This is a genomic window from Streptococcus mitis bv. 2 str. SK95, assembly GCF_000222705.1.
Classification (GTDB): Bacteria; Bacillota; Bacilli; order Lactobacillales; family Streptococcaceae; genus Streptococcus; species Streptococcus mitis_AY.
Genome location: NZ_AFUB01000066.1, coordinates 33,075 through 56,350, shown reverse-complemented (window position 1 = coordinate 56,350; position 23,276 = coordinate 33,075). Strand labels below are relative to the sequence as shown.

The window sequence follows — 23,276 nt, the reverse complement described above, 5'->3', positions numbered from 1 at the left end:
GAATGACGTTTTTAAAATCAGAAGTTAAGAAGAGTGGATATACTCAGTTGGGTGTAGGGCTGGCTACATTGTTGGTTACGAGTGCTTTTTTGTTTGGTGGTGAATCGGTTCAGGCTGACAGTGTAGCGCGTGGTGATGACTATCCGCTTCACTACAAAAATGGCAGTGTTGAAATCGACCAGTGGCGGATGTATTCTCGCCAGTGTACGTCTTTTGCGGCCTTTCGTTTGAGTAGTGTAAATGGCTTTGAGATTCCGCCTGCTTATGGAAATGCAAATGAATGGGGGCACCGCGCAAAGCGAGAAGGCTACCGTGTTGACACGAAGCCAGAAGTTGGCTCTATCGCTTGGTCGACAGAAGGTTATTATGGGCATGTGGCCTGGGTATCAAATGTATCAGGAGATACGATTGAGATCGAAGAGTATAACTATGGAGTTAGGGAGAAATACAATCGTCGCAGCGTAAAAGCTAGTTCTATGACAGGCTTTATCCACTTTAAGGACTTGGTAGGGAATGGTGGTAGAACTGGAAATCCTATCAGGTCAGGGTTGGCGTCTAGTGGGACTCACACGTTTACTCAAAAGTCTGCCATTCGAAACCAGCCGTCAAGTACAGCACAAGTTATTGACTACTACTATCCTGGTGAAAATGTTAGCTACGATCAAATCGTAGAAAAGGACGGTTATAAGTGGCTTAGTTACCTGTCCTATAGTGGAATGAGGAGATACATCCAGTATATGGAAACAGAATCGGTGGAGAATGGTTGGAAGAAGCAAAACGGTATTTGGAATTACCGTGAGAACGGGAAACTCGCAACTGGTTGGAAGAAAATAAATGGCAGTTGGTATCACTTCAAAGAAAATGGAACCATGTCAACAGGTTGGGTGAAGGATGGCTCGCATTGGTACTATCTAAAGGCATCAGGGGAGATGCAGACAGGTTGGCTCAAGGAAAATGGAACATGGTATTATTTGGAGAGTTCAGGGGCTATGAAGTCTAGCCAGTGGTTCCAGGTAGGAGGAAAGTATTACTATGTCAATGCTTCAGGGGCTTTAGCAGTGAATACTACTGTGGATGGCTATCGAGTGGACAGTAACGGAGCTAGAATCTAGAAAGAATATAAAAAAGAGGACTTCACTACCATTTGCCTATTCTTTCCGATGGTATTTTTCCTTGCTTTCCTTTATAATGGGTGTATGGACAAGAAAAAATTATTATTAATTGATGGATCTTCAGTTGCTTTTCGAGCTTTTTTTGCGCTCTATCAGCAGTTGGATCGTTTTAAAAATGCTAATGGCCTTCATACCAATGCAATTTACGGCTTTCAACTCATGTTGAATCATGTCTTAGAGCGGGTTGAGCCCAGTCATGTTTTGGTAGCTTTTGATGCAGGTAAGACGACTTTTCGAACAGAGATGTATGCAGACTACAAGGGTGGCCGTGCTAAAACTCCAGATGAGTTTCGTGAGCAATTTCCCTTCATTCGTGAGTTGTTAGACCATCTTGGGATTCGCCATTATGAGTTGGCCCAGTATGAAGCGGATGATATCATCGGGACCCTAGGTCGCTTGGCTGAGAAGGATTCTTTTGATGTGACAATCGTTAGCGGAGATAAGGATTTGATCCAGTTGACGGATGAGCGTACGGTGGTCGAGATTTCCAAGAAAGGTGTGGCTGAGTTTGAGGCCTTTACACCAGATTACCTTATGGAAAAAATGGGCCTCACACCAGCTCAGTTCATTGATCTTAAGGCTCTTATGGGTGATAAGTCTGATAATATCCCTGGTGTCACGAAAATCGGTGAAAAGACGGGTATCAAGCTCTTGCTGGAGTATGGTTCGCTTGAGGGTATTTATGAAAATATTGATGGGATGAAGGCTTCTAAGATGAAGGAAAATCTCATCAATGACAAGGAACAAGCCTTCCTGTCTAAAACCTTGGCGACCATTGAGACTCAGGCACCGATTGAGATTGGCCTTGATGATTTGGTCTATAATGGCCCAGATGTGGAAAATCTCGGGAAATTCTACGATGAGATGGGTTTCAAACAGCTCAAACAAGCTCTAAATGTTTCGTCGAAGGATGCGCCTGAGAGCTTGGATTTCACTATCGTTGACCAAGTCAGTCAAGACATGCTGAGTGCGGATTCTATCTTCCACTTTGAACTCTTTGGCGAGAACTACCATACAGATGATTTGGTTGGTTTTGCATGGTCTTGTGGGGATAAACTCTACGCTACAGATAAACTTGAGCTCTTGCAGGAGCCGATTCTCAAGGAATTTCTAGAAAAAACACCTCTGAAAGTGTATGACTTTAAGAAAGCTAAGGTTCTTTTAAATCGCTTGGGCTTGAATCTCCAGGCCCCTGCTTTTGACAGTCGTTTGGCCAAATACCTCCTCTCTACTGTCGAGAATAATGAAATCTCAACCATTGCGAATCTCTACGGCCAGACTTATTTGGTCGATGATGAGACGTTCTACGGTAAGGGTGTTAAGAAAGCTATCCCTGAGAGAGAGAAATTCTTGGAGCACTTGGCTCGCAAGGTTGCTGTATTGGTTGAGACTGAGCCTGTTTTACTTGAAAAACTCAGTGAACATGGGCAGTTAGATCTCCTCTATGACATGGAGCAACCTCTGGCTTTTGTCCTTGCCAAGATGGAAATCGCTGGAATCAAGGTCAAAAAAGAAACCCTGCTTGAGATGCAGGCTGAAAATGAGGTCGTCATTGAAAAACTGACTCAAGAGATTTATGAGCTAGCTGGTGAGGAGTTTAATATTAACTCGCCTAAGCAGTTGGGCGTGCTGCTCTTTGAAAAGCTTGGTCTTCCTCTAGAATATACTAAGAAAACCAAGACAGGTTACTCGACAGCCGTGGATGTGCTAGAGCGTCTGGCTCCTATTGCGCCAATTGTTAAGAAAATTCTCGATTACCGTCAGATTGCGAAGATTCAATCGACTTACGTGGTTGGCTTGCAGGACTGGATTTTAGATGATGGCAAGATTCACACACGCTATGTGCAGGATTTGACTCAGACAGGGCGTCTGTCTAGTGTGGATCCAAACTTGCAAAATATTCCTGTTCGTTTGGAACAAGGCCGCCTCATTCGTAAGGCTTTTGTGCCAGAGTGGGAGGATAGTGTACTACTCAGTTCGGACTATTCACAGATTGAGTTGCGCGTTTTGGCGCATATCTCTAAGGATGAGCACTTAATCAAGGCTTTCCAAGAAGGAGCTGACATCCATACTTCAACGGCCATGCGGGTCTTTGGAATTGAACGTCCAGAGGATGTGACTCCAAACGACCGTCGCAATGCCAAGGCGGTTAACTTCGGAGTGGTTTACGGGATTTCAGACTTTGGTTTGGCAAACAATCTTGGTATCAGCCGTAAGGAGGCTAAAACCTACATTGACACTTACTTTGAACGCTTCCCAGGTATTAAAAACTACATGGATGAGGTGGTGCGTGAAGCGCGTGATAAGGGCTATGTAGAGACTCTCTTCAAGCGTCGTCGTGAGTTGCCAGATATCAATTCACGAAATTTCAATATTCGTGGTTTTGCGGAGCGGACAGCTATCAACTCCCCTATTCAGGGTTCGGCAGCAGATATTCTCAAGATTGCCATGATCCAGCTAGACAAAGCTCTAGTTGAGGGTGGTTATCAGACCAAGATGCTCTTGCAAGTGCATGATGAAATCGTCCTTGAAGTTCCGAAATCAGAACTAGCAGCTGTCAAAGTACTAGTGAAACAAACCATGGAAGAAGCCATCCAGCTCAGTGTTCCCCTCATCGCTGATGAGAATGAAGGAGCAACTTGGTACGAGGCTAAATAAGAAAGATATGATAGAGTTTGAAGCATTTGTCTTCAAACTCTTTTTCAAGATTTTCTGTAAGCAGTTTCCTTGACTTATCCTTGCTTTTGCGTTATCATATGTCCATATAAGATACGGGAGTCTGTGTACAGTCTGAGAGGAAGTGTTAAACTTCGACCGCACCTGATCTGGGTAATGCCAGCGTAGGGAAGGATACTTAGTCGAATTCTGCACCTTTTCCGTATATATGGTAAAGGTTTTTCTTTTTGTCAAAAGGAAACCTGAGAAGAGGAGGTTTTTATGAAAGCAAGCATTGCCTTGCAAGTCTTGCCCCTATCACAGGGGATTGATCGAATCGCTATTATCGATCAAGTGATTGCTTATCTGCAAGCTCAGTCCGTGACCATGGTGGTGACACCCTTTGAAACGGTCTTGGAAGGAGAGTTTGATGAGCTTATGCGCATTCTCAAAGAAGCGCTTGAAGTGGCCGGGCAGGAGGCAGATAATGTCTTTGCCAATGTCAAAATAAATGTAGGAGAGATTTTAAGCATCGATGAGAAACTTGAAAAGTATGATGAGACGACAGATTAGTCTTTTGGGATTTCTCGGAGTCTTGTCGGTCTGGCAGTTAGCGGGAATATTCAAACTTTTACCCAAGTTTATCCTGCCAACTCCTCTTGAGATTCTCCAGTCCTTTGTCCGTGATCGAGAATTTCTCTGGTATCATAGCTGGGCAACCTTGAGAGTAGCTTTACTAGGGCTAGTTTTAGGAGTCTTGATTGCTTGTATCATGGCCGTGCTCATGGATAGCCTGACTTGGCTCAATGATCTTATCTATCCCATGATGGTGGTTATCCAGACCATTCCGACCATTGCCATAGCCCCTATTCTGGTCTTGTGGCTAGGCTATGGAATCTTGCCCAAGATTGTCTTGATTATCTTGACGACAACCTTCCCTATCATCGTCAGCATTTTGGACGGTTTTAGGCATTGTGACAAGGATATGCTGACCTTGTTTAGTCTGATGCGTGCAAACCCTTGGCAAATCCTGTGGCATTTTAAAATCCCGGTCAGCCTGCCTTACTTTTATGCAGGCCTGAGAGTCAGTGTCTCCTACGCCTTTATCACAACCGTGGTGTCTGAGTGGTTGGGAGGTTTTGAAGGACTAGGTGTTTACATGATTCAGTCCAAGAAACTGTTTCAGTATGATACTATGTTCGCCATTATTATTTTGGTGTCGATTATCAGCCTTTTGGGTATGAAATTGGTCGATATTAGTGAAAAATATGTGATTAAATGGAAACGTACTTAAATAGAGCGTTTTAGAAAAAGAAAAGAGGAAATCAAAATGAAGAAAACATGGAAAGTGTTTTTAACGCTTGTAACGGCTTTTGTAGCTGTCGTACTTGTGGCTTGTGGCCAAGAAACTGCTTCTAAGGATAACAAAGAAGCAGAACTCAAAAAAATTGACTTTATCCTAGACTGGACCCCAAATACCAACCACACAGGGCTGTATGTTGCCAAGGAAAAAGGTTATTTCAAAGAAGCTGGAGTGGATGTTGACTTGAAATTGCCACCAGAAGAAAGTTCTTCTGACTTGGTTATCAATGGTAAGGCACCATTTGCAGTGTATTTCCAAGACTACATGGCTAAGAAATTGGAAAAAGGGGCAGGAATCACTGCCGTTGCCGCTATCGTAGAGCACAATACATCAGGAATTATCTCTCGTAAATCTGACAATGTAAGCAGTCCAAAGGACTTGGTTGGTAAGAAATACGGTACTTGGAATGACCCCACTGAACTTGCTATGTTGAAAACCTTGGTAGAATCACAAGGTGGAGACTTTGAGAAGGTCGAAAAAGTACCAAACAACGACTCAAACTCAATCACACCGATTGCCAATGGCGTCTTTGACACTGCTTGGATCTACTACGGTTGGGATGGTATCCTTGCCAAATCTCAGGGCGTAGACGCTAACTTCATGTACTTGAAAGACTATGTCAAAGAGTTTGACTACTACTCACCCGTTATCATCGCAAACAACGACTATCTCAAAGACAACAAAGAAGAAGCTCGCAAAGTCATCCAAGCTATTAAAAAAGGCTACCAATATGCTATGGAGCATCCAGAAGAAGCAGCCGATATCCTCATTAAGAACGCACCTGAACTCAAGGAAAAACGTGACTTTGTCATCGAATCTCAAAAATACTTGTCAAAAGAATACGCAAGTGACAAGGGAAAATGGGGACAATTTGACGCTGACCGCTGGAATGCCTTCTACAAATGGGATAAAGAACATGGTATCCTCAAAGAAGACTTGACTGACAAGGGCTTCACTAACGAATTTGTAAAATAATGACAGAAATTAGACTAGAACACGTAAGCTATGCCTATGGCGATGAAAAGATTTTAGAGGACATCAATCTGCAGGTGACTTCGGGTGAAGTGGTTTCGATCCTAGGTCCAAGTGGTGTTGGAAAGACCACTCTCTTTAACCTAATCGCTGGGATTTTAGAAGTCCAGTCGGGGCGAATTGTCCTTGATGGCGAGGAAAATCCTAAGGGGCGCGTGAGTTATATGTTGCAAAAGGATCTACTCTTGGAGCATAAGACGGTGCTTGGCAATATCATCTTGCCCCTCTTGATTCAAAAGGTGGATAAGGCGGAGGCCATTGCCCGAGCAGATGAAATTCTTGCGACCTTCCAGCTAACGGCGGTACGGAACAAGTATCCTCATGAGCTCAGCGGTGGGATGCGACAGCGTGTGGCCTTACTCCGGACCTACCTTTTTGGGCACAAGCTCTTTCTTTTGGATGAGGCCTTTAGTGCTTTGGATGAGATGACAAAGATGGAACTCCACGCTTGGTATCTGGAGATTCACAAACAGTTGCAACTAACGACCTTGATCATCACACATAGTATTGAAGAGGCCCTCAATCTTAGCGACCGCATCTACATCCTAAAAAATCGGCCTGGGCAGATTGTTTCAGAAATTAAACTAGATTGGTCTGAAGACGAGGACAAGGAAGTCCAAAAAAATTGCCTACAAACGTCAAATCTTAGCAGAATTGGGCTTAGATAAGTAGAAAAATAGGGAGTTGGTGAAGATTATTCTTTACTTGCTCCCTTTTTCTTTAAAAAAATCAAAAATTTCGGTATAATAGTCAAAGATAGTCAAGGTTCAAAGAAGGAGTTTGATTTACTATGAGATTTAAAAATACATCAGATCATATCGAAGCCTATATCAAGGCAATTTTAGACCAAGCTGGTATCGTGGAATTGCAGCGGAGTCAGTTGGCGGATACCTTTCAGGTTGTGCCTAGTCAGATCAACTATGTCATCAAGACACGTTTTACTGAAAGCAGAGGATACTTGGTTGAGAGCAAGCGTGGTGGCGGAGGCTACATTCGCATCGGACGGATTGAGTTTTCCAATCATCATGAGATGCTCCGTGATTTGCTTTACTCGATTGGTGAGCGAGTTAGTCAGGAGATTTATGAGGATATTCTCCAGCTTTTGGTGGAGCAGGACTTGATGAGCAAGCAGGAGATGACCTTGCTGACTTCAGTAGCAACAGATCGTGTCCTAGGGGAAGAATCCTCAGTTGTCCGTGCCAATATGCTCCGACAGCTATTACAAGAGGTAGATAGAAAAGAGAAGTAAGATGAACTATTCAAAAGCATTGAATGAATGTATCGAGAGTGCCTACATGGTTGCTGGCCATTTTGGAGCTCGTTATCTAGAGTCTTGGCATTTATTGATTGCCATGTCCAATCACAGTTACAGTGTGGCAGGTGCGACTCTAAATGATTACCCATACGAGATGGACCGTTTAGAAGAGGTTGCTTTAGAACTGACTGAAACGGACTATAGCCAAGACGAAACCTTTACGGAATTGCCCTTTTCCCATCGTTTGGAGGTTCTCTTTGCAGAAGCAGAGTATGTGGCTTCAGTGGTCCATGCTAAGGTGCTAGGGACAGAGCATGTCCTCTATGCGATTTTGCATGATGGCAATGCCTTGGCAACTCGCATCTTGGAGAGAGCAGGCTTCTCTTATGAAGACCAGAAAGATCAGGTCAGAATTGCTGCTCTTCGTCGCAATTTAGAGGAACGTGCTGGTTGGACAAGAGAAGATCTTAAGGCTTTGCGCCAACGCCATCGCACGGTAGCAGACAAGCAAAATTCCATGGCCAATATGATGGGCATGCCTCAGAATCCAAGTGGCGGTCTAGAGGACTACACGCATGACCTGACGGAGCAAGCGCGCTCTGGCAAGTTAGAGCCAGTTATCGGTCGTGACAAGGAAATCTCACGTATGATTCAGATTTTGAGTCGAAAGACCAAGAACAATCCTGTCTTGGTTGGAGATGCGGGTGTTGGGAAAACCGCTCTGGCCCTAGGCCTTGCCCAGCGTATTGCTAGTGGGGATGTACCTGTGGAAATGGCCAAGATGCGCGTTTTGGAGCTTGATTTGATGAATGTTGTTGCGGGGACACGTTTCCGAGGAGATTTTGAAGAGCGCATGAACAATATCATCAAGGATATCGAGGAAGACGGCAAGGTAATCCTCTTTATCGATGAACTCCACACCATCATGGGATCTGGGAGCGGTATTGACTCGACTCTAGATGCGGCCAATATCTTGAAGCCAGCCTTGGCTCGTGGAACTTTGAGAACGGTTGGTGCCACCACTCAGGAAGAATATCAAAAACACATCGAAAAAGATGCAGCCCTTTCTCGTCGTTTTGCCAAAGTGACGATTGAAGAGCCAAGTTTAGCTGACAGCATGACTATTTTGCAAGGTTTGAAGGCTGCCTATGAGAAACACCACCGTGTGCAAATCACAGATGAAGCTGTCGAAACGGCTGTTAAGATGGCCCATCGTTACTTGACCAGTCGTCACTTGCCAGACTCTGCTATCGATCTCTTGGATGAGGCGGCAGCAACTGTGCAAAACAAATCCAAGCATGTGAGAATGGACGAATCCGACTTGAGTCCAGCTGACAAGGCCTTGATGGATGGCAAGTGGAAACAAGCAGGCCAGCTAATCGCAAAAGAACAAGAATTGCCTGTCTATAAAGACTTGGTGACAGAATCTGAAATTTTAACCACCTTGAGCCGCTTGTCAGGGATCCCAGTCCAAAAGCTGACGCAAACAGATGCTAAGAAATACCTGAACTTGGAAGCGGAGTTGCACAAACGTGTCATTGGCCAAGATCAAGCTGTTTCAAGTATTAGCCGTGCGATTCGCCGCAATCAGTCAGGTATTCGCAGTCACAAGCGTCCAATTGGTTCCTTTATGTTCCTAGGGCCAACGGGTGTCGGTAAGACCGAATTGGCCAAGGCTCTGGCAGAAGTTCTCTTTGATGACGAATCAGCCCTTATCCGCTTTGATATGAGTGAATATATGGAGAAATTTGCAGCTAGCCGTCTCAACGGTGCCCCTCCGGGCTATGTGGGCTACGAAGAAGGTGGGGAGTTGACGGAGAAGGTTCGCAACAAACCATACTCAGTGCTTCTCTTTGACGAGGTAGAGAAGGCCCACCCAGATATCTTTAATGTTCTCTTGCAAGTCTTGGACGATGGTGTCTTGACAGATAGCAAAGGACGCAAGGTGGATTTTTCAAATACCATTATCATCATGACGTCAAACCTTGGTGCGACAGCCCTTCGTGACGACAAGACTGTCGGCTTTGGGGTCAAGGACATTCGTTTTGACCAGGAGAATATGGAAAAACGAATCTTTGAAGAGTTGAAAAAAGCTTATCGACCAGAGTTTATCAACCGTATTGATGAAAAGGTAGTCTTCCATAGCTTGGATAGCGAACATATGCAGGAAATTGTCAAGATCATGGTCAAACCATTGATTGCTAGCCTAGCAGAGAAGGGCATCGACTTGAAACTGCAAGCTTCGGCCCTGAAGTTGCTAGCTAGTCACGGTTACAATCCAGAAATGGGAGCCCGTCCACTTCGCAGAACCCTGCAAACAGAAGTGGAAGACAAGCTAGCAGAACTCCTTCTCAAGGGAGATTTGGTGGCAGGCAAAATCCTCAAAATCGGTGTCAAAGCCGGACAATTGAAATTTGATATTGCTTAAAAATGGAGAGTCAGGAGCAATCTTGATTCTTTTTTGCTACTTTTTTATAAAAAATGATATAAAAGTATTGACAAAATAAAAATATAAGATATAATAAAAACATAGAAAAATAAAAATATCAAAAATTATAAAAAGGTAAACGTTTATGAAAAAGAAAACAGCAGTGGTATTTGGGACTTTTGCTCCTCTCCATCAAGGGCATATCGACCTGATCCAGAGAGCGAAGCGCCAGTGTGATCAGGTCTGGGTAGTCGTTTCAGGCTATGAGGGAGACCGAGGGGAGCAGATAGGCTTAACTCTTCAAAAAAGATTTCGCTATATCCGAGAGGCTTTTCGTGATGACGAGTTGACCTCTGTCTGCAAGCTGGATGAGACCAACCTTCCCCGTTATCCTATGGGCTGGCAGGAGTGGTTGGACCAGATGTTATCGGAGATTTCCTACGATGAAGCCCAGCAAGAACTGACTTTTTTTGTGGGAGAAGAAGACTACCAGCAAGAGCTATCTAAGCGTGGCTTTGAGACCGTCTTGCAAGAAAGAAAGTTTGGTATCTCAGCGACTATGATTCGAGAAAATCCAAGCAAATATTGGAAATACATCGCACAACCCTTCCGTCGTCAGTTTACAAAGAAAGTGTTGATTATGGGAAGTGCCAGCAATGGGAAGACCACTCTGGCCAAGGATTTGGCAAGGTATTACGATGCGCCGGTCAGCCTGGAATACGCACGTGAGTACCAGATCAAAAACAATGTCCGCGACGATGAATTGACTCCAAAGGATTACTATTATCTCCTTTTAGGGCAGTATGACCAGACCTCCAAGTTAATAGATAGCAATGCCAATCGAGGCCTAGTAATAGCTGACACCAACTCCTTAGTAACCAAGGGCTACTATGATTATTACATGGAGACTGAGGACCAAGGGGACTTATCAGGAGAAACCTTTGACAATCTCTTTGTTTCTATCTTGGCTAAGGAAAAATGGGACTTGATTCTCTTTGTGCAGCCTGTCGGTTCTTATGTCAATGACGGATTTAGAGATATGACCATGGCGGAAGACCATATTCGCTACAGTTTTTCCCAGCATCTGGACCAGATGAGAGAGCGATATTTAACCACCATTCCACTAGTTTATCTAGCTGAGGATTACCTAGGCAATTATGAAGCAGCCAAAGTGGCTATCGATGCCATTTACCAAGCAGATTAGGAGAAAATGATGAAAACAGTAACTAAAAAAATCACACAATTTATCGAAAACTTTAACAATGTCCATGCAGAAGCTCGCAAGATTGGTTTTGCAGGGATCATGCGCCTGCTCTGGAAAGATCTCTTTGTCGGACGTAGCCTTTTCCAGTGGTTGTATCTCATCGCCTTGTCAAGTGTTCCCTTGATCTTGGAATTCACACAAAATACGGAAAGTCATGACTGGCTGAGCTTGTTTGCATCCTGGACTGGGATTGTCTGTGTTATCTTGGTAGCAGAAGGTCGTGCAAGCAATTATCTCTTTGGGGCTATTAACTCGGCTATCTATTTGATTTTAGCCATGAATGCGACTTTTTATGGCGAAGTCTTGACGACTGTTTACTTCTTTATCATGCAGCCGATTGGTCTCTATGCTTGGCTGTCCAATCGTATCAATGACCAAGGAAAACCAGAAGAATCCCACTTTGAAGCTAAGAAATTATCTGTTCTTGACTGGCTCAAGTACTTGGCCTTGACTGCCATTATCTGGATTGGTATGGGCTTGGCTTATCAAAGTATCAATAGTGCTCGCCCTTTCCGTGATAGTGTAACCGATGCGACTAATGGTGTTGGTCAGCTCTTGATGACACGTCTCTACCGTGAGCAATGGATTTTCTGGATTGCAACCAATCTCTTTAGTATTTATCTCTGGTGGGGTGAAAATATCCACATTCAGGGGATGTACTGGGTTTACACACTCAATAGTCTAGTGGGTTGGTACCAATGGACCAAGGCAGTTCGAAAGGAGGCATAAGATGGCAGACATAAAGATTCCAGCCGGGATGACGGAAAAAGAATATTATGAAATCCATGCCAGTCAGGAGGAGTTTTTAGACTGGTACTACAAGCAAGAACTCCCTCAATATGAAAAACCAAGTGTGACAGTGGATATGGTGGCCTACTGCTTTGTCGAAGGAAAAATCAAGCTCCTGCTGATCCGTCGCAAGGCTCACCCTTATCAAAACTGTTTGGCTCTGGTTGGAGGCTTTATGGATAAGGGGGAAGATGCTGCACATGCCTGTCAGCGCGAAGTGAGAGAAGAAGTCAATCTGGATCTACCTTTGGAAAAAATCGAGCAATTGATGACGGTATCGACCCCCGGTCGTGATCCACGGGGCTGGACAGTGACCATTGCCCACTTAGTGTACCTACCTAGTCGTGCCTTAGACCTCGTTCAGGCAGGTGACGATGCTAAGGATGTCGTTTTCGTAGATGTCGATTTTCAGACAGGCAAATGCTACCTAGATGGAGTCGAGCTGGAGGAGCAAGCCTTCGCCTTTGACCATTATGCCATTATCCAAGAGTCCATCAAACGAATCCAAGGGCGACTTGACTGGAATCCTACCTTCCTTTATCTACTGGAGGAGGAGTTCACTGTCTATGAAGGGACTGAACTGGTCAATCTCATCAACCCCGGTCGCACAATCGTCAGCAATAACTTTCTCGTAAAATACGGAGAATATGTAGAAGAAGTCGGACTCAAGCGAGTGCCCAAAAAGAAACCAAGAAAAACCTATCGATTGAAATAAAAAGTGAGGTCGGGAAAAGTTCCCGACCTCTTTATTTATCATCATTTTTATGAATGGTTATCTTTCTTAGAATTACACAAGAGCGGTGCAAAAAATAGGACTTTTATCTAAAAAATTTTCTATTTTTTTGTTTCAATTTCGAATAAAAATAGTAGAGAGAATAATTTTTAAAATAGTTTCTCTAAATAGTTGACAGATTCAAAGTCCAATGTTACAATTATATTACAAAAAGATTTCTTAACATTTCAAAAATGTTACAAAGGAGTAGAAAAATGAAAAAGAAAACCTATATCAAATTGATGGCAGCGATTGTATTGGCTTCTACCTTGCTACTGGGAGCTTGTGGAAATAAAAATGAAACCACTCAAACTAGCAGCTCTGCAAAAACAAGTCAGTCATCAAGTTCCAAAGCGGCTTCTTCTAGTAAAGAAAGCAAGACTCAAAAATCTTCAAGCTCAGCTTCATCTGAAAAGGCTCAGGCATCTTCTGGTCAGTCTTCTACAACGGCAGATCAGTCACAAGCGAAACCAGCACCTGAATCAAGACAAGAACAAGCAGCTCCTAGTCAACAAGCCCCATCTCAGGCACCATCAACTCAGCAAGGCTCTCAAGACCAGTCTAACCAGTCAAGCTATGATCCAACAACTGACCGCAAACTTCAAGACAAGCAAGCAGAACACAACAAACGCTACAAGGGTGTTTTAACCATGGTTGATGGTGATTTCTCAGCAGCTGCAGGCAACTGGAAGGGAGCTAATGGCGAAACTATTACAGTTTCATCAGGAGGCCAATTTACAGTAGAAACTGCAGATGGAAAGAAAGAAAACTATTCTATCAGAGGCTACTCTTACACACTTGATGATGGCAAGTATAATGCCAAAATCGGTGGTGGAAAAATCATTCAAATTACAACAGGTGCGGATGGTAAAGTTTCGAGCGTTGCCTTGATTCAATAATAAAATTTGGTGTTTTAACTCTTACTAGAAATCGTTCTGTAAAAGAGTGAGTCAACTGTTTTTCACTTAGTTTCTCCAAGAGAAAGTGGTATAATAAAAAAATCAAAGGAAAACGAGTGATAATACATGGCGGATAAATTAATCTTACCTCAAAACACACGATTGATGGGAGTATTTCTTGGATTTGTAGGTGGTTCTTTGGATGTGTTTTGCCATATTCAATACCATAGTTTGGTAGCGACACAGACAGGGAATATTCTCCTACTGATATCTGATTGGCACGACTCAAATGTCATTAATACGATGCTACGATTCTGCTCCATTATTTTCTTTTCTCTAGGATTTCTGTTTGCATTGCACATGAAAGAATACCGTAAAACGGCCTACTGGCGGGTTAAGATGCTGCTTCCTTTATTTATTGGAACTCTTATTCTACCTTTCTTTTCACGATTTCCTCTATTAGAAGTTCCTTTCATCGCTTTTGGAACAGGAATGATGATGCTAACATTTACGGGCAGTTTGATTGAAGATCATCCCTATGTCATTTTTATGACGTCTGGAAATTACCGAAAGATGTTGACCGCTTTGTATCGCATTGCTAGAAGAGAAGGAAATATCCAAGAATACCGCCGTCAGGCCTTAAATTATGGGATTGTTGTGGGAAGCTTCATAGTGGGCGCAATCAGCTTGGCTGTATTGATGCATTTTCTTCATGAATGGTCTATATGGATTGTCAGCCTCAATTTGTTTTTGATTATGTCCTACTATATAGCTAGAGTGAAGCAATTAGATTTACAAGATGAAAACATATAAAAACGGCAAGACTCATTTTTGAGCTTTGCCGTTTTTGTGAGTTGTAGATGTGAGACTATGCTTTGTCTAGTTGCAAGAGTGCCTCAATTTCTGCCAGAGTGCTAGCTTGTGAAATAGCTCCACGAAGCTTGGCTGCACCAGATGTACCACGAAGGTAGTGAGGAGCGAGGCCACGGAATTCACGGACTGCAATTTTTTCTCCTTTGAGGTTAATCAAGCGTTTCAAATGTTCGTAGGCGATTTTCATCTTGTCTTCAAAAGTCAAATCAGGGAGAATTTCTCCAGTTTCAAAGTAGTGATTGATCTGGTTGAAGAGGTAGGGATTTCCCATGGCTGCGCGGCCAATCATAACCGCGTCAGCCCCGACTTCTTCGATACGCTGTTTGGCTTCTTGGACCGTACGGATGTCACCATTGGCGATAAATGGAATCTTGGTCAGAGCTTGAGCGACCTTGTGAAGGGTCTCAAGGTCTGCGTGACCTGTGTACATTTGTTCGCGGGTACGGCCGTGCATAGCGAGAGCAGAGACACCTGCAGCCTCAGCAGCTAGGGCATTCTCCACGGCTAGGGATGGATCAGACCATCCTGTACGCATTTTGACAGTGAGGGGGATATCAAGGACAGATTGGACCTTGTTGATGATAGAGTAGATCTTATCTGGATCCTTGAGCCACATCGCGCCAGCTTCGTTCTTCACGATTTTGTTAACAGGGCAGCCCATGTTGATATCGACGATATCAGTCTTGGTGTTTTCTTGGATGAATTCTGCTGCGCGTGCGAGGCTGTCTTCGTCGCTACCAAAAAGTTGGATAGAAACAGGGTTCTCTCCTTCATCGATATGAAGCATATGTAGGGTTTTTTCGTTGTTGTATTGGATTCCCTTGTCAGAGACCATTTCCATTACAACGAGTCCAGCTCCGAGCTCTTTTGCGATGGTACGAAAGGCTGAGTTGGTGACACCAGCCATGGGCGCTAAAACAGTACGATTGGGAATCTCAACATTGCCAATCATAAAGGGTGTATTAAGATTTGTCACGAATGAGTTCCTCCAGGTCGTTTTCATCAAAGTTGTAAGTAGTTTGGCAGAATTGACAAGTGATTTCTGCCCCGTGGTCTTCCTTTTTCATTTCCTCAAGGTCTGAGTTTGGAAGGCTGGCAAGAGCGTTTAAAAAGCGATCTTTGCTGCAGTCACATTGGAAACGAATTTCTTCTTCAGATAGACGTTTGTAAGATTCGTCACCATAGATGGCCTTGAGGAGGGCTTCGATATGGTCTTCACTTTCCAGAAGGGTTGAGATAGCTGGCATTTCTTGGATGCGTTTTTCAAAGCGAGCAATCTCTTCTTCCTTGGCTCCTGGTAATGCTTGGAGAAGGAAACCGCCGGCAACTTCGACCTTGTCGTCTTTATCTAAAAGAACATTGAGGCCGACTGCTGAAGGGGTTTGTTGGCTTTCTGTCAGGTAATAAGCCAAGTCTTCACCGATTTCTCCAGAGATGAGAGGAGTCATGGAGTTGTAGGGATTTCCAGTACCGTAGTCGGTGATAACGAGAAATTGACCATTTCCGACAAAAGGTCCGACAAGGACTTCACCAGTTGCAGTCTTTTTGATGTCAACACCTGGATTTTGAACGTAACCTTTGACATTGCCCTTGGTATCTGCGACCGTGATGATGGCACCGAGAGAGCTCGTTCCAAGAACTTTAACCGTTAGCTTGGTATTTCCTTTTTCATTGGCTGCGAGAATTTGGCTAGCGATAAGGGTACGACCAAGTGCAACGGTTGAACTGGCTTGGGTTTGATGTTTTTCTTGAGCAGTGCGGACGGTTTCTGTACTGTCAAGGACAAAAGCACGAAAGGCTCCGCTTTCTGATATAGTTTTAATAATCTTATCCATACCTTCTATTTTAGCATAAAAATGCCCAAAGGGGGAGCCGTGTGTTTGCTGTCAATTTTTAAACTGTTTAATTTCTGATGACTGGTATAGGAGATTTATAGAAATGGAAATTTTTGTTCACATTTATTGTTAACATTTTAATTTATCTTAAAATAAGCTAAACCGAACTGTTAAGTGACGGTAAACAGTTGAAAAAAAGGTTGATAAAATGGTAAAATGTTAGGAAGATAAGATAGTAAATGCATAGTTGCATAGCTTTTTTGAAAAATCATAGAAAATTGAACACACTAACTATGGGAAAACACAGAAAATTGTATATGTTTTTGGGACAGACCGTCCTATATTTTGTAATCTTACTTGGTTTGCTTTATTTTTTTAGTTACCTTGGTCAGAGTCAAGGAACCTTTATTTATAATGAGTTCTAGTTTGAAGGAGAAGAAAAACCGTGTCTAATAAACCGATAAAAGATATGATTGAAACGATTGAGCACTTTGCTCAAACACAGCCAACATATCCTGTCTACAATGTTTTAGGCCAAGAGCACACTTATGGTGATCTGAAGGCTGATTCAGATAGTTTAGCAGCAGCTATTGATCGACTTGGCTTGCCTGAGAAATCTCCAGTCGTCGTTTTTGGTGGTCAGGAGTATGAGATGTTGGCTACCTTTGTAGCGCTGACTAAGTCGGGGCATGCCTATATTCCAATTGACAGCCATTCGGCCTTGGAACGAGTTTCTGCTATCGTAGAAGTTGCAGAGCCAAGTTTGATTATTGCCATCTCGGATTTTCCATTAGAGCAAACTAGCACACCGATGCTGAATTTGGAGCAAGTTCATGAAGCTTTTGCTCAAGCTTCTAGCTACGAGATTACGCATCCAGTCAAGGGAGATGACAACTACTACATCATCTTTACTTCTGGTACGACTGGTAAGCCAAAGGGAGTGCAGATTTCCCATGACAATCTCCTCAGTTTTACCAACTGGATGATTACAGATAAAGAGTTTGCGACGCCAAGTCGTCCACAAATGTTGGCCCAGCCCCCTTATTCTTTTGACCTATCTGTCATGTACTGGGCGCCAACCTTAGCACTGGGTGGTACGCTTTTCGCTCTTCCTTCAGCCATTACTCAGGACTTTAAGCAACTATTTGCGACCATCTTTTCATTGCCAATCGCTATCTGGACCTCAACGCCTTCCTTTGCAGATATGGCCATGTTGTCAGAAGATTTCAATGGTGAGAAAATGCCTGGAATCACGCATTTCTACTTTGATGGTGAAGAATTGACTGTCAAAACAGCGCAAAAACTGCGCGAGCGGTTCCCAAATGCCCGTATTATCAATGCCTACGGCCCGACAGAAGCAACAGTAGCCCTATCAGCTGTTGCCGTAACAGACGAGATGTTGACGACTCTCAAACGTCTACCAATCGGCTATACCAAGGCCGATTCTCCGACCTTTATCATTGACGAGGAAGGCAAAAAACTGCCAAATGGTGAACAGGGAGAAATCATTGTTTCTGGGCCAGCTGTTTCAAAAGGCTATATGAATAACCCTGAAAAAACAGCAGAAGCTTTCTTTGAGTTCGAAGGTCTTCCGGCCTACCACACAGGGGATGTAGGAACTATGACAGATGAGGGCTTGCTTCTCTATGGTGGACGCATGGATTTCCAGATTAAGTTTAACGGTTATCGTATTGAGCTTGAAGATGTCTCTCAAAACCTCAACAAATCTCGCTATATCGAGTCGGCTGTTGCTGTTCCACGTTATAACAAGGACCACAAGGTGCAAAATCTACTGGCCTATGTTATCCTAAAGGACGGTGTCCGCGAGCAGTTTGAACGTGATATCGATATTACCAAGGCTATTAAGGAAGACCTAGCAGATATCATGATGTCTTATATGATGCCATCGAAATTCCTCTATCGAGATAGTTTACCACTAACGCCTAATGGTAAAATTGATATCAAGGGCTTGATTAATGAGGTAAACAATAGATGATGGAGCTTTACAAACAGCTACCTCATTTGGAACCTTATGGCAATCTTTATTATTTTTTGTATGTGATTGCTGCGACCCTACCGATATTTATCGGGCTCTTTTTTAAGAAACGTTTTGCCTGGTACGAGGTGCTGGTTAGTCTCTTCTTTATTGTCACCATGTTGGTCGGTGGAAAGACGAATCAAATAAGCGCTCTTATCCTTTATGTTATCTGGCAAGTACTTCTCGTATCTTTCTACAAAAGGTATAGGAAACGACGGGATAGTAAATGGATATTTTACCTGGTTAGTTTTCTATCCCTATTGCCAATCGTCTTTGTGAAAGTATCTCCTGCTATTCACGGCCCCCAATCTTTGTTTGGCTTTTTAGGGATTTCTTACTTAACCTTTCGTGCAGTTGGGGTTATCGTTGAGTTGAGAGACGGTGTCATCAAGGATTTAACGATTTGGCAATTCTTACGTTTTCTTCTCTTTATGCCGACTTTCTCAAGTGGTCCCATTGATCGTTTTAAACGTTTCAATGAAAATTATGAGACCATTCCTGAGCGGGATGAGCTGATGGATATGCTAGAAGAGGCTGTCAAATATATCATGCTTGGGTTTCTCTACAAGTTTATCTTGGCTCATATTCTAGGAGAGACATTATTGCCTCCGCTGAAAAATTTGGCTTTGCAGACAGGCGGTTTCTTTAATCATTATGCTCTGGCGGTGATGTATACCTTTGGTTTAGAATTGTTCTTTGACTTTGCGGGCTACTCTATGTTTGCCTTAGCCATCTCCAATTTGATGGGGATTCATAGTCCCATCAACTTTAACAAGCCCTTTTTATCAAGGGATTTAAAGGAGTTTTGGAATCGCTGGCATATGAGTCTGTCTTTCTGGTTCCGTGACTTTGTCTTTATGCGGATGGTCATGGTATTGACCAGAAAGAAGGTCTTTAAAAATCGCAATGTGACCTCAAGTGTAGCCTATATTCTCAATATGCTGATTATGGGATTTTGGCATGGTGTGACCTGGTACTACATCGCTTATGGACTCTTTCATGGGATTGGACTGGTCATCAATGACGCTTGGGTTCGTAAGAAAAAAGCGCTCAATAAAGAACGGAAAAAAGCTGGGAAGGGTTCCTTACCTGAGAATCGCTGGATTCAGTTGCTTGGCATGGTTATCACCTTCCATGTCGTTATGTTCTCATTCTTAATCTTTTCTGGATTCTTGAATGATTTGTGGTTTAAAAAATAGAAAGATATAAAAAATGGATATCAAATCAGAAGTTATTGAAATTATTGATGAGTTGTTTATGGAAGATGTTTCTGACATGATGGATGAAGATCTTTTTGATGCCGGTGTCTTGGATAGTATGGGGACGGTTGAGTTGATTGTTGAGATTGAAAATCGTTTCGACATTCGTGTTCCAGTGACGGAGTTCGGTCGTGATGACTGGAATACAGCTAATAAAATTGTAGAAGGTATTGCGGAGTTAAAGAATGCTTAAACGCTTGTGGCTGATCTTCGGGCCTATCTTCATCGCTGGATTTTTGGTTCTTCTACTCATCTTTTTTTATCCAAGTACAACAAGCCATAATCTGACGGAGGAGAAGTACTCTGCAGCTTCCATCAGTAGAGAAAGTTTTAAAGAGAGAAGTCAAAAAGTGAGGGCGCTAACGGATCCCAATATGCGTTTTGTCCCTTTTCTAGGGTCAAGTGAATGGATTCGATTTGATAGTGTCCATCCAGCTGTTTTAGCAGAAAAATACAATCGTCCCTATCGCCCGTACTTTATGGGTCAGGCAGGAGCGGCCTCGCTTAATCAATATTTTGGTTTGCAGCAGATTCTGCCAGAAATCGAGGAAAAGCAGGCGGTGTTTGTCATCTCTCCTCAGTGGTTTACAGAGACGGATTACGAGCCAGCGGCGTTTCAGAGATTTTTTAATAGCGACCAGTTGACAGCTTTTTTGGAAAATCAATCTGGGGACATCTCGGCTAAGCATGCTGCGACGCGTTTGTTAAAGCAGAACCCGAGTGTGGCATTGAAAGGCATCCTTCAAAAGCTTTCAAAAGGAGAGGACTTGTCAGATGCTGATCGACTTATCATCAACGTCTTTGCACGATTCAATGAAAAGCAGTCCTCTCTTTTTGGTCAATTTTCAATTCGGGGGAAACTCAAGTACAAAGAACATGTAGAAAACTATTTAAAAGATCTTCCTGATCAGTTTTCTTATGACGCTTTAGAAGAAATTGCCCGTAAGGATGCAGAGGCAAATACGACCAATAACGATATGGGGATGGAGAATCATTTCTACACGTATGAGGTCAAAAAAGACTTAAAAAAATGGGAAGGGTATCAAAAAAATTATAACTTCCTAAAGTCGTCTGAATACAATGATTTGCAGCTGGTTCTCAATCAATTTGCCAAATCAAAAGTCAATGTGCTCTTTGTTATCCAGCCTGTCAACAAAAAATGGATGGAATACACAGAACTCAGTGAAGAAATGTATCAACATGCAGTGGAGAAAATTCGTTACCAGATAGAAAGTCAAGGCTTTACCAACATTGCTGACTTTTCAAAAAACGGAGGAGAACCTTACTTTATCAAGGATACCATCCACTTAGGTTGGTTGGGCTGGTTGGCTTTTGATAAGGTTGTGAATCCCTTCTTGACGGATCCGAAACCAGCTCCAGACTATAAGATGAATGACCGTTTCTTTAGTAAGGACTGGGCGACCTATGATGGAAATATCAAAGATTTTCAATAAATTGATTAAAAAAACTTGAACTGTTTGGTTCAGGTTTTTTGGTTAAATGGCGAATGTTTTAGATGAAAAAAAGTCAAAAGTTTTATTTTTTCTAGAAATATCGTATAATATAAAGGAAAAAAGAAAAGAAAAGGATTTCAAAATGAATAAACGCTCTTTGTTACCTGTCTTGTCGACAGCTCTATTAGCTCCAGCTTTTTTAGCTGGACAAGTCTATGCTGAGGAAGCAACAACTCCTGCAGAAAGTTCAGCTGTTGTAGCAACTCCCGCTACGTCAGCAACTCCAACAAATGAGGTAGAGACTCCATCAACCGTTGCATCTGCAGAAGCCCCGTCAGCTCCTGTTGAATCTACTAAAAACGAAGAAAAGGACACCGTTATCTTACACACCAATGATGTCCATGGTCGTATTGTAGAGGAAAAGGGAGTAATTGGAGATGCAAAGTTAGCGACTGTCATTGAGCAGGAACGTGCGAAATCAAACCAAAATACTCTAGTTGTTGATGCGGGAGACGCTTTCCAAGGTTTGCCGATTTCCAACTCTACTAAGGGTGAAGCACGCGCTGAAATTCTCAATCAGATGCAGTATGATGCCATGGCAGTAGGAAACCATGAGTTTGACTTTGGTCTTGATGAAGTTAAAAAATACAAGGAAATCTTGAAATTCCCATTACTTAGCTCAAATACCTATGTCAATGGAGCTCGTCTTTTTGAAGCTTCTACAATCGTTGATAAAGATAAGACTGTGGAAGGTGATGAATTTGTTGTAATTGGTGTGACAACACCTGAAACGGCTACAAAAACCCACCCTAAAAACATTAAAGGGGTAACTTTTACTGATCCAATCTCTGAAGTCAATAAGATCATCGAAGAAGTTCAAGCCAAGGCGCGTGCAGAAGGTAAGGACTACAAACACTATGTGGTGCTTGCTCACCTGGGTGTAGATACTACAACTCCAGTCGAATGGCGTGGTTCAACCTTGGCAGAAGCCCTGTCTAAAAATCCTCGTTTGAAAGGGAAACGCGTAACAATAATCGATGGTCACTCTCATACAGTAGAATCAACGACTTATGGAGATAATGTTACCTATAACCAGACGGGAAGCTACCTTCATAATGTAGGAAAAATCACCTACAAATCACGTAAGCTTTTGGGCAATCCAACTCAGATTCCGGCTGCTGATGCTAAAAAATTACCAGCTAATCCAACAGTTGAAAAACTAGTCAAAGACATTAAACAAAAATACGATGCTGAAAATGCTGTTGAAGTCGTTTCAAACAGCCCTGTAGAACTCAACGGAGATCGTGAAAATGTTCGGGTTCGTGAAACCAACCTCGGAAACGTCGTAGCGGACTCCCTCTATCAGTACGGTCAGACAGGATTTAGCCATCCGACTGACATCGCTGTGACAAATGGTGGTGGTTTGCGTGAAACTATTGCAAAAGGCAAACCGATCACTAAAGGAAATGTTATTGCCGTTCTTCCATTTGGAAATACCATCTCACAAATCCAAGTGTCTGGGCAACAAGTATTGGATATGTTTGAAAAGTCACTCGGATCTATCTTGCAGGTCGATAAGGATGGCAAGAAGGTCTTGGATGAGAACGGCCAACCATTGCTAGAACCAAGTGGTGGTTTCTTGCAAGTGTCAGGTGTGAAGGTCTACTATGATACCAACCTACCATCAGGTAAACGTGTCTTGGCCATCCAGGTCAAAAACCGCACGACTAGTCGTTATGATCTCCTAGACCTCGCAAAAACGTACTATCTTGCAACCAATGATTTCTTAGCTGCGGGTGGTGATGGCTACACTATGTTAGGTGGCGCGCGTGAAGAAGGCCCATCTATGGATGCAGCCTTTGAAGAGTATCTGAAGACTGCTGATTTGACCCAGTATGAAAAGATCAATCCGAACTCACGGACGATTTCTGTGGATTCTAAAAACTTTAGTCTACCAGTAGAAACGCCTCAAACGAATGCAGCTGCTAATGATGCGACTACAAATGTGCCACTGACTTATGAGGTGGCAGGTCAATTTAGCAAGAAAGCAGTTGTCTCAGAAAAAGCCCTCCCAAATACAGGAAGCGAACAGTCCATCTTCTTGCTCTTGATGGGAATGGTAGCTGGTTTGGCAGGTATCTTATCGAGCCGAAAACCGAAGCTAAAATAGGTTAAATTTCACATCTAG

Annotated in this window: 20 protein-coding genes and 1 pseudogene; 19 read left to right on the top strand and 2 right to left on the bottom strand. The window is 43.0% G+C overall.

Annotated elements, in window-relative coordinates:
* Positions 1-2 precede the first annotated feature (2 nt).
* The 13 genes and pseudogenes from HMPREF9965_RS12330 to HMPREF9965_RS12270 all read left to right on the top strand — a co-directional run bounded on the left by HMPREF9965_RS12330 (position 3) and on the right by HMPREF9965_RS12270 (position 14,442).
* Positions 3-1,112: an SH3 domain-containing protein gene (locus HMPREF9965_RS12330; RefSeq protein ID WP_000143402.1), complete on the top strand. Its 1,110-nt coding sequence runs from the start codon at positions 3-5 to the stop codon at positions 1,110-1,112.
* A gap of 84 nt (positions 1,113-1,196) precedes the next feature.
* The gene (gene polA, locus HMPREF9965_RS12325; protein ID WP_004244327.1) at positions 1,197-3,830 is read left to right on the top strand and encodes a DNA polymerase I; all 2,634 of its coding nucleotides are present in this window, start codon (positions 1,197-1,199) and stop codon (positions 3,828-3,830) included.
* A gap of 279 nt (positions 3,831-4,109) precedes the next feature.
* Positions 4,110-4,400, top strand: coding sequence for a thiamine-binding protein (locus HMPREF9965_RS12320; protein WP_000647673.1), 291 nt, complete (start codon positions 4,110-4,112; stop codon positions 4,398-4,400).
* Positions 4,363-5,121, top strand: coding sequence for an ABC transporter permease (locus HMPREF9965_RS12315; protein WP_080566901.1), 759 nt, complete (start codon positions 4,363-4,365; stop codon positions 5,119-5,121). The genes HMPREF9965_RS12320 and HMPREF9965_RS12315 overlap by 38 nt, the downstream gene beginning before the upstream one ends.
* Before the next feature lie 36 nt (positions 5,122-5,157).
* On the top strand, positions 5,158-6,165 hold the full coding sequence (locus HMPREF9965_RS12310) for an ABC transporter substrate-binding protein (RefSeq protein ID WP_000754532.1): 1,008 nt from the start codon (positions 5,158-5,160) through the stop codon (positions 6,163-6,165).
* Positions 6,165-6,894 (top strand): annotated as a pseudogene (locus HMPREF9965_RS12305) (ABC transporter ATP-binding protein). Before HMPREF9965_RS12310 ends, HMPREF9965_RS12305 begins: the two are co-directional and overlap by 1 nt.
* Before the next feature lie 118 nt (positions 6,895-7,012).
* Positions 7,013-7,471, top strand: a complete 459-nt coding sequence (locus HMPREF9965_RS12300; RefSeq protein ID WP_001211251.1) for a CtsR family transcriptional regulator — start codon at positions 7,013-7,015, stop codon at positions 7,469-7,471.
* Position 7,472: 1 nt separating this feature from the next.
* The gene (locus HMPREF9965_RS12295; RefSeq protein ID WP_001109662.1) at positions 7,473-9,905 is read left to right on the top strand and encodes an ATP-dependent Clp protease ATP-binding subunit; all 2,433 of its coding nucleotides are present in this window, start codon (positions 7,473-7,475) and stop codon (positions 9,903-9,905) included.
* Positions 9,906-10,050: 145 nt separating this feature from the next.
* Entirely contained in the window at positions 10,051-11,109 is a 1,059-nt protein-coding gene (locus HMPREF9965_RS12290) for an AAA family ATPase (protein ID WP_000730563.1), read from the top strand.
* 9 nt (positions 11,110-11,118) lie between these two features.
* Positions 11,119-11,898 carry a nicotinamide riboside transporter PnuC gene (pnuC, locus tag HMPREF9965_RS12285; RefSeq protein ID WP_000860155.1) on the top strand — a complete coding sequence of 260 codons (780 nt, stop codon included), beginning with the start codon at positions 11,119-11,121 and terminating at the stop codon, positions 11,896-11,898.
* 1 nt (position 11,899) lies between these two features.
* A complete protein-coding gene (locus HMPREF9965_RS12280; protein WP_000763398.1) occupies positions 11,900-12,673 on the top strand; it encodes an NUDIX domain-containing protein in 774 nt (257 codons plus the stop codon).
* A gap of 272 nt (positions 12,674-12,945) precedes the next feature.
* Entirely contained in the window at positions 12,946-13,629 is a 684-nt protein-coding gene (locus tag HMPREF9965_RS12275; protein ID WP_000730888.1) for a hypothetical protein, read from the top strand.
* 126 nt (positions 13,630-13,755) lie between these two features.
* Positions 13,756-14,442 carry a YoaK family protein gene (locus tag HMPREF9965_RS12270; protein ID WP_000764008.1) on the top strand — a complete coding sequence of 229 codons (687 nt, stop codon included), beginning with the start codon at positions 13,756-13,758 and terminating at the stop codon, positions 14,440-14,442.
* Positions 14,443-14,497: 55 nt separating this feature from the next.
* On the opposite strand, the gene dusB is transcribed toward HMPREF9965_RS12270, so the two are convergent.
* Both dusB and hslO read right to left on the bottom strand, forming a co-directional pair.
* Complete coding sequence (gene dusB / locus HMPREF9965_RS12265) at positions 14,498-15,478, bottom strand: tRNA dihydrouridine synthase DusB (RefSeq protein WP_004244308.1); 981 nt, start codon at positions 15,476-15,478, stop codon at positions 14,498-14,500.
* Positions 15,465-16,337, bottom strand: coding sequence for an Hsp33 family molecular chaperone HslO (hslO, locus tag HMPREF9965_RS12260; RefSeq protein WP_000357857.1), 873 nt, complete (start codon positions 16,335-16,337; stop codon positions 15,465-15,467). Before hslO ends, dusB begins: the two co-directional genes overlap by 14 nt.
* 293 nt (positions 16,338-16,630) lie before the next feature.
* On the opposite strand from hslO, the gene HMPREF9965_RS12255 reads away from it, so the two are divergent.
* The 6 genes from HMPREF9965_RS12255 (at position 16,631) to nt5e (ending at position 23,258) form a co-directional block, all read left to right on the top strand.
* On the top strand, positions 16,631-16,762 hold the full coding sequence (locus HMPREF9965_RS12255) for a teichoic acid D-Ala incorporation-associated protein DltX (RefSeq protein WP_025168981.1): 132 nt from the start codon (positions 16,631-16,633) through the stop codon (positions 16,760-16,762).
* Positions 16,763-16,782: 20 nt separating this feature from the next.
* Positions 16,783-18,333 carry a D-alanine--poly(phosphoribitol) ligase subunit DltA gene (gene dltA, locus HMPREF9965_RS12250; RefSeq protein ID WP_004244359.1) on the top strand — a complete coding sequence of 517 codons (1,551 nt, stop codon included), beginning with the start codon at positions 16,783-16,785 and terminating at the stop codon, positions 18,331-18,333.
* Positions 18,330-19,574 carry a D-alanyl-lipoteichoic acid biosynthesis protein DltB gene (dltB, locus tag HMPREF9965_RS12245; RefSeq protein WP_000970399.1) on the top strand — a complete coding sequence of 415 codons (1,245 nt, stop codon included), beginning with the start codon at positions 18,330-18,332 and terminating at the stop codon, positions 19,572-19,574. Before dltA ends, dltB begins: the two co-directional genes overlap by 4 nt.
* A 13-nt stretch (positions 19,575-19,587) precedes the next feature.
* Positions 19,588-19,827 carry a D-alanine--poly(phosphoribitol) ligase subunit DltC gene (gene dltC / locus HMPREF9965_RS12240; RefSeq protein WP_000351970.1) on the top strand — a complete coding sequence of 80 codons (240 nt, stop codon included), beginning with the start codon at positions 19,588-19,590 and terminating at the stop codon, positions 19,825-19,827.
* A complete protein-coding gene (gene dltD, locus HMPREF9965_RS12235) occupies positions 19,820-21,088 on the top strand; it encodes a D-alanyl-lipoteichoic acid biosynthesis protein DltD (protein WP_000919838.1) in 1,269 nt (422 codons plus the stop codon). The genes dltC and dltD overlap by 8 nt, the downstream gene beginning before the upstream one ends.
* Positions 21,089-21,230: 142 nt before the next feature.
* A complete protein-coding gene (gene nt5e, locus HMPREF9965_RS12230; protein ID WP_001042701.1) occupies positions 21,231-23,258 on the top strand; it encodes a cell surface ecto-5'-nucleotidase Nt5e in 2,028 nt (675 codons plus the stop codon).
* The last annotated feature ends 18 nt before the right edge of the window (positions 23,259-23,276 follow it).

Excerpts from the sequence above, each read along its gene's own strand:
- HMPREF9965_RS12330 (WP_000143402.1), top strand. The coding sequence starts at position 3 with ATGACGTTTTTAAAATCAGAAGTTAAGAAGAGTGGATATACTCAGTTG.
- polA (WP_004244327.1), top strand. The coding sequence starts at position 1,197 with ATGGACAAGAAAAAATTATTATTAATTGATGGATCTTCAGTTGCTTTT.
- HMPREF9965_RS12320 (WP_000647673.1), top strand. The coding sequence starts at position 4,110 with ATGAAAGCAAGCATTGCCTTGCAAGTCTTGCCCCTATCACAGGGGATT.
- HMPREF9965_RS12315 (WP_080566901.1), top strand. The coding sequence starts at position 4,363 with ATGAGAAACTTGAAAAGTATGATGAGACGACAGATTAGTCTTTTGGGA.
- HMPREF9965_RS12310 (WP_000754532.1), top strand. The coding sequence starts at position 5,158 with ATGAAGAAAACATGGAAAGTGTTTTTAACGCTTGTAACGGCTTTTGTA.
- HMPREF9965_RS12300 (WP_001211251.1), top strand. The coding sequence starts at position 7,013 with ATGAGATTTAAAAATACATCAGATCATATCGAAGCCTATATCAAGGCA.
- HMPREF9965_RS12295 (WP_001109662.1), top strand. The coding sequence starts at position 7,473 with ATGAACTATTCAAAAGCATTGAATGAATGTATCGAGAGTGCCTACATG.
- HMPREF9965_RS12290 (WP_000730563.1), top strand. The coding sequence starts at position 10,051 with ATGAAAAAGAAAACAGCAGTGGTATTTGGGACTTTTGCTCCTCTCCAT.
- pnuC (WP_000860155.1), top strand. The coding sequence starts at position 11,119 with ATGAAAACAGTAACTAAAAAAATCACACAATTTATCGAAAACTTTAAC.
- HMPREF9965_RS12280 (WP_000763398.1), top strand. The coding sequence starts at position 11,900 with ATGGCAGACATAAAGATTCCAGCCGGGATGACGGAAAAAGAATATTAT.
- HMPREF9965_RS12275 (WP_000730888.1), top strand. The coding sequence starts at position 12,946 with ATGAAAAAGAAAACCTATATCAAATTGATGGCAGCGATTGTATTGGCT.
- HMPREF9965_RS12270 (WP_000764008.1), top strand. The coding sequence starts at position 13,756 with ATGGCGGATAAATTAATCTTACCTCAAAACACACGATTGATGGGAGTA.
- hslO (WP_000357857.1), bottom strand. The coding sequence starts at position 16,337 with ATGGATAAGATTATTAAAACTATATCAGAAAGCGGAGCCTTTCGTGCT.
- HMPREF9965_RS12255 (WP_025168981.1), top strand. The coding sequence starts at position 16,631 with ATGGGAAAACACAGAAAATTGTATATGTTTTTGGGACAGACCGTCCTA.
- dltB (WP_000970399.1), top strand. The coding sequence starts at position 18,330 with ATGATGGAGCTTTACAAACAGCTACCTCATTTGGAACCTTATGGCAAT.
- dltC (WP_000351970.1), top strand. The coding sequence starts at position 19,588 with ATGGATATCAAATCAGAAGTTATTGAAATTATTGATGAGTTGTTTATG.
- dltD (WP_000919838.1), top strand. The coding sequence starts at position 19,820 with ATGCTTAAACGCTTGTGGCTGATCTTCGGGCCTATCTTCATCGCTGGA.
- nt5e (WP_001042701.1), top strand. The coding sequence starts at position 21,231 with ATGAATAAACGCTCTTTGTTACCTGTCTTGTCGACAGCTCTATTAGCT.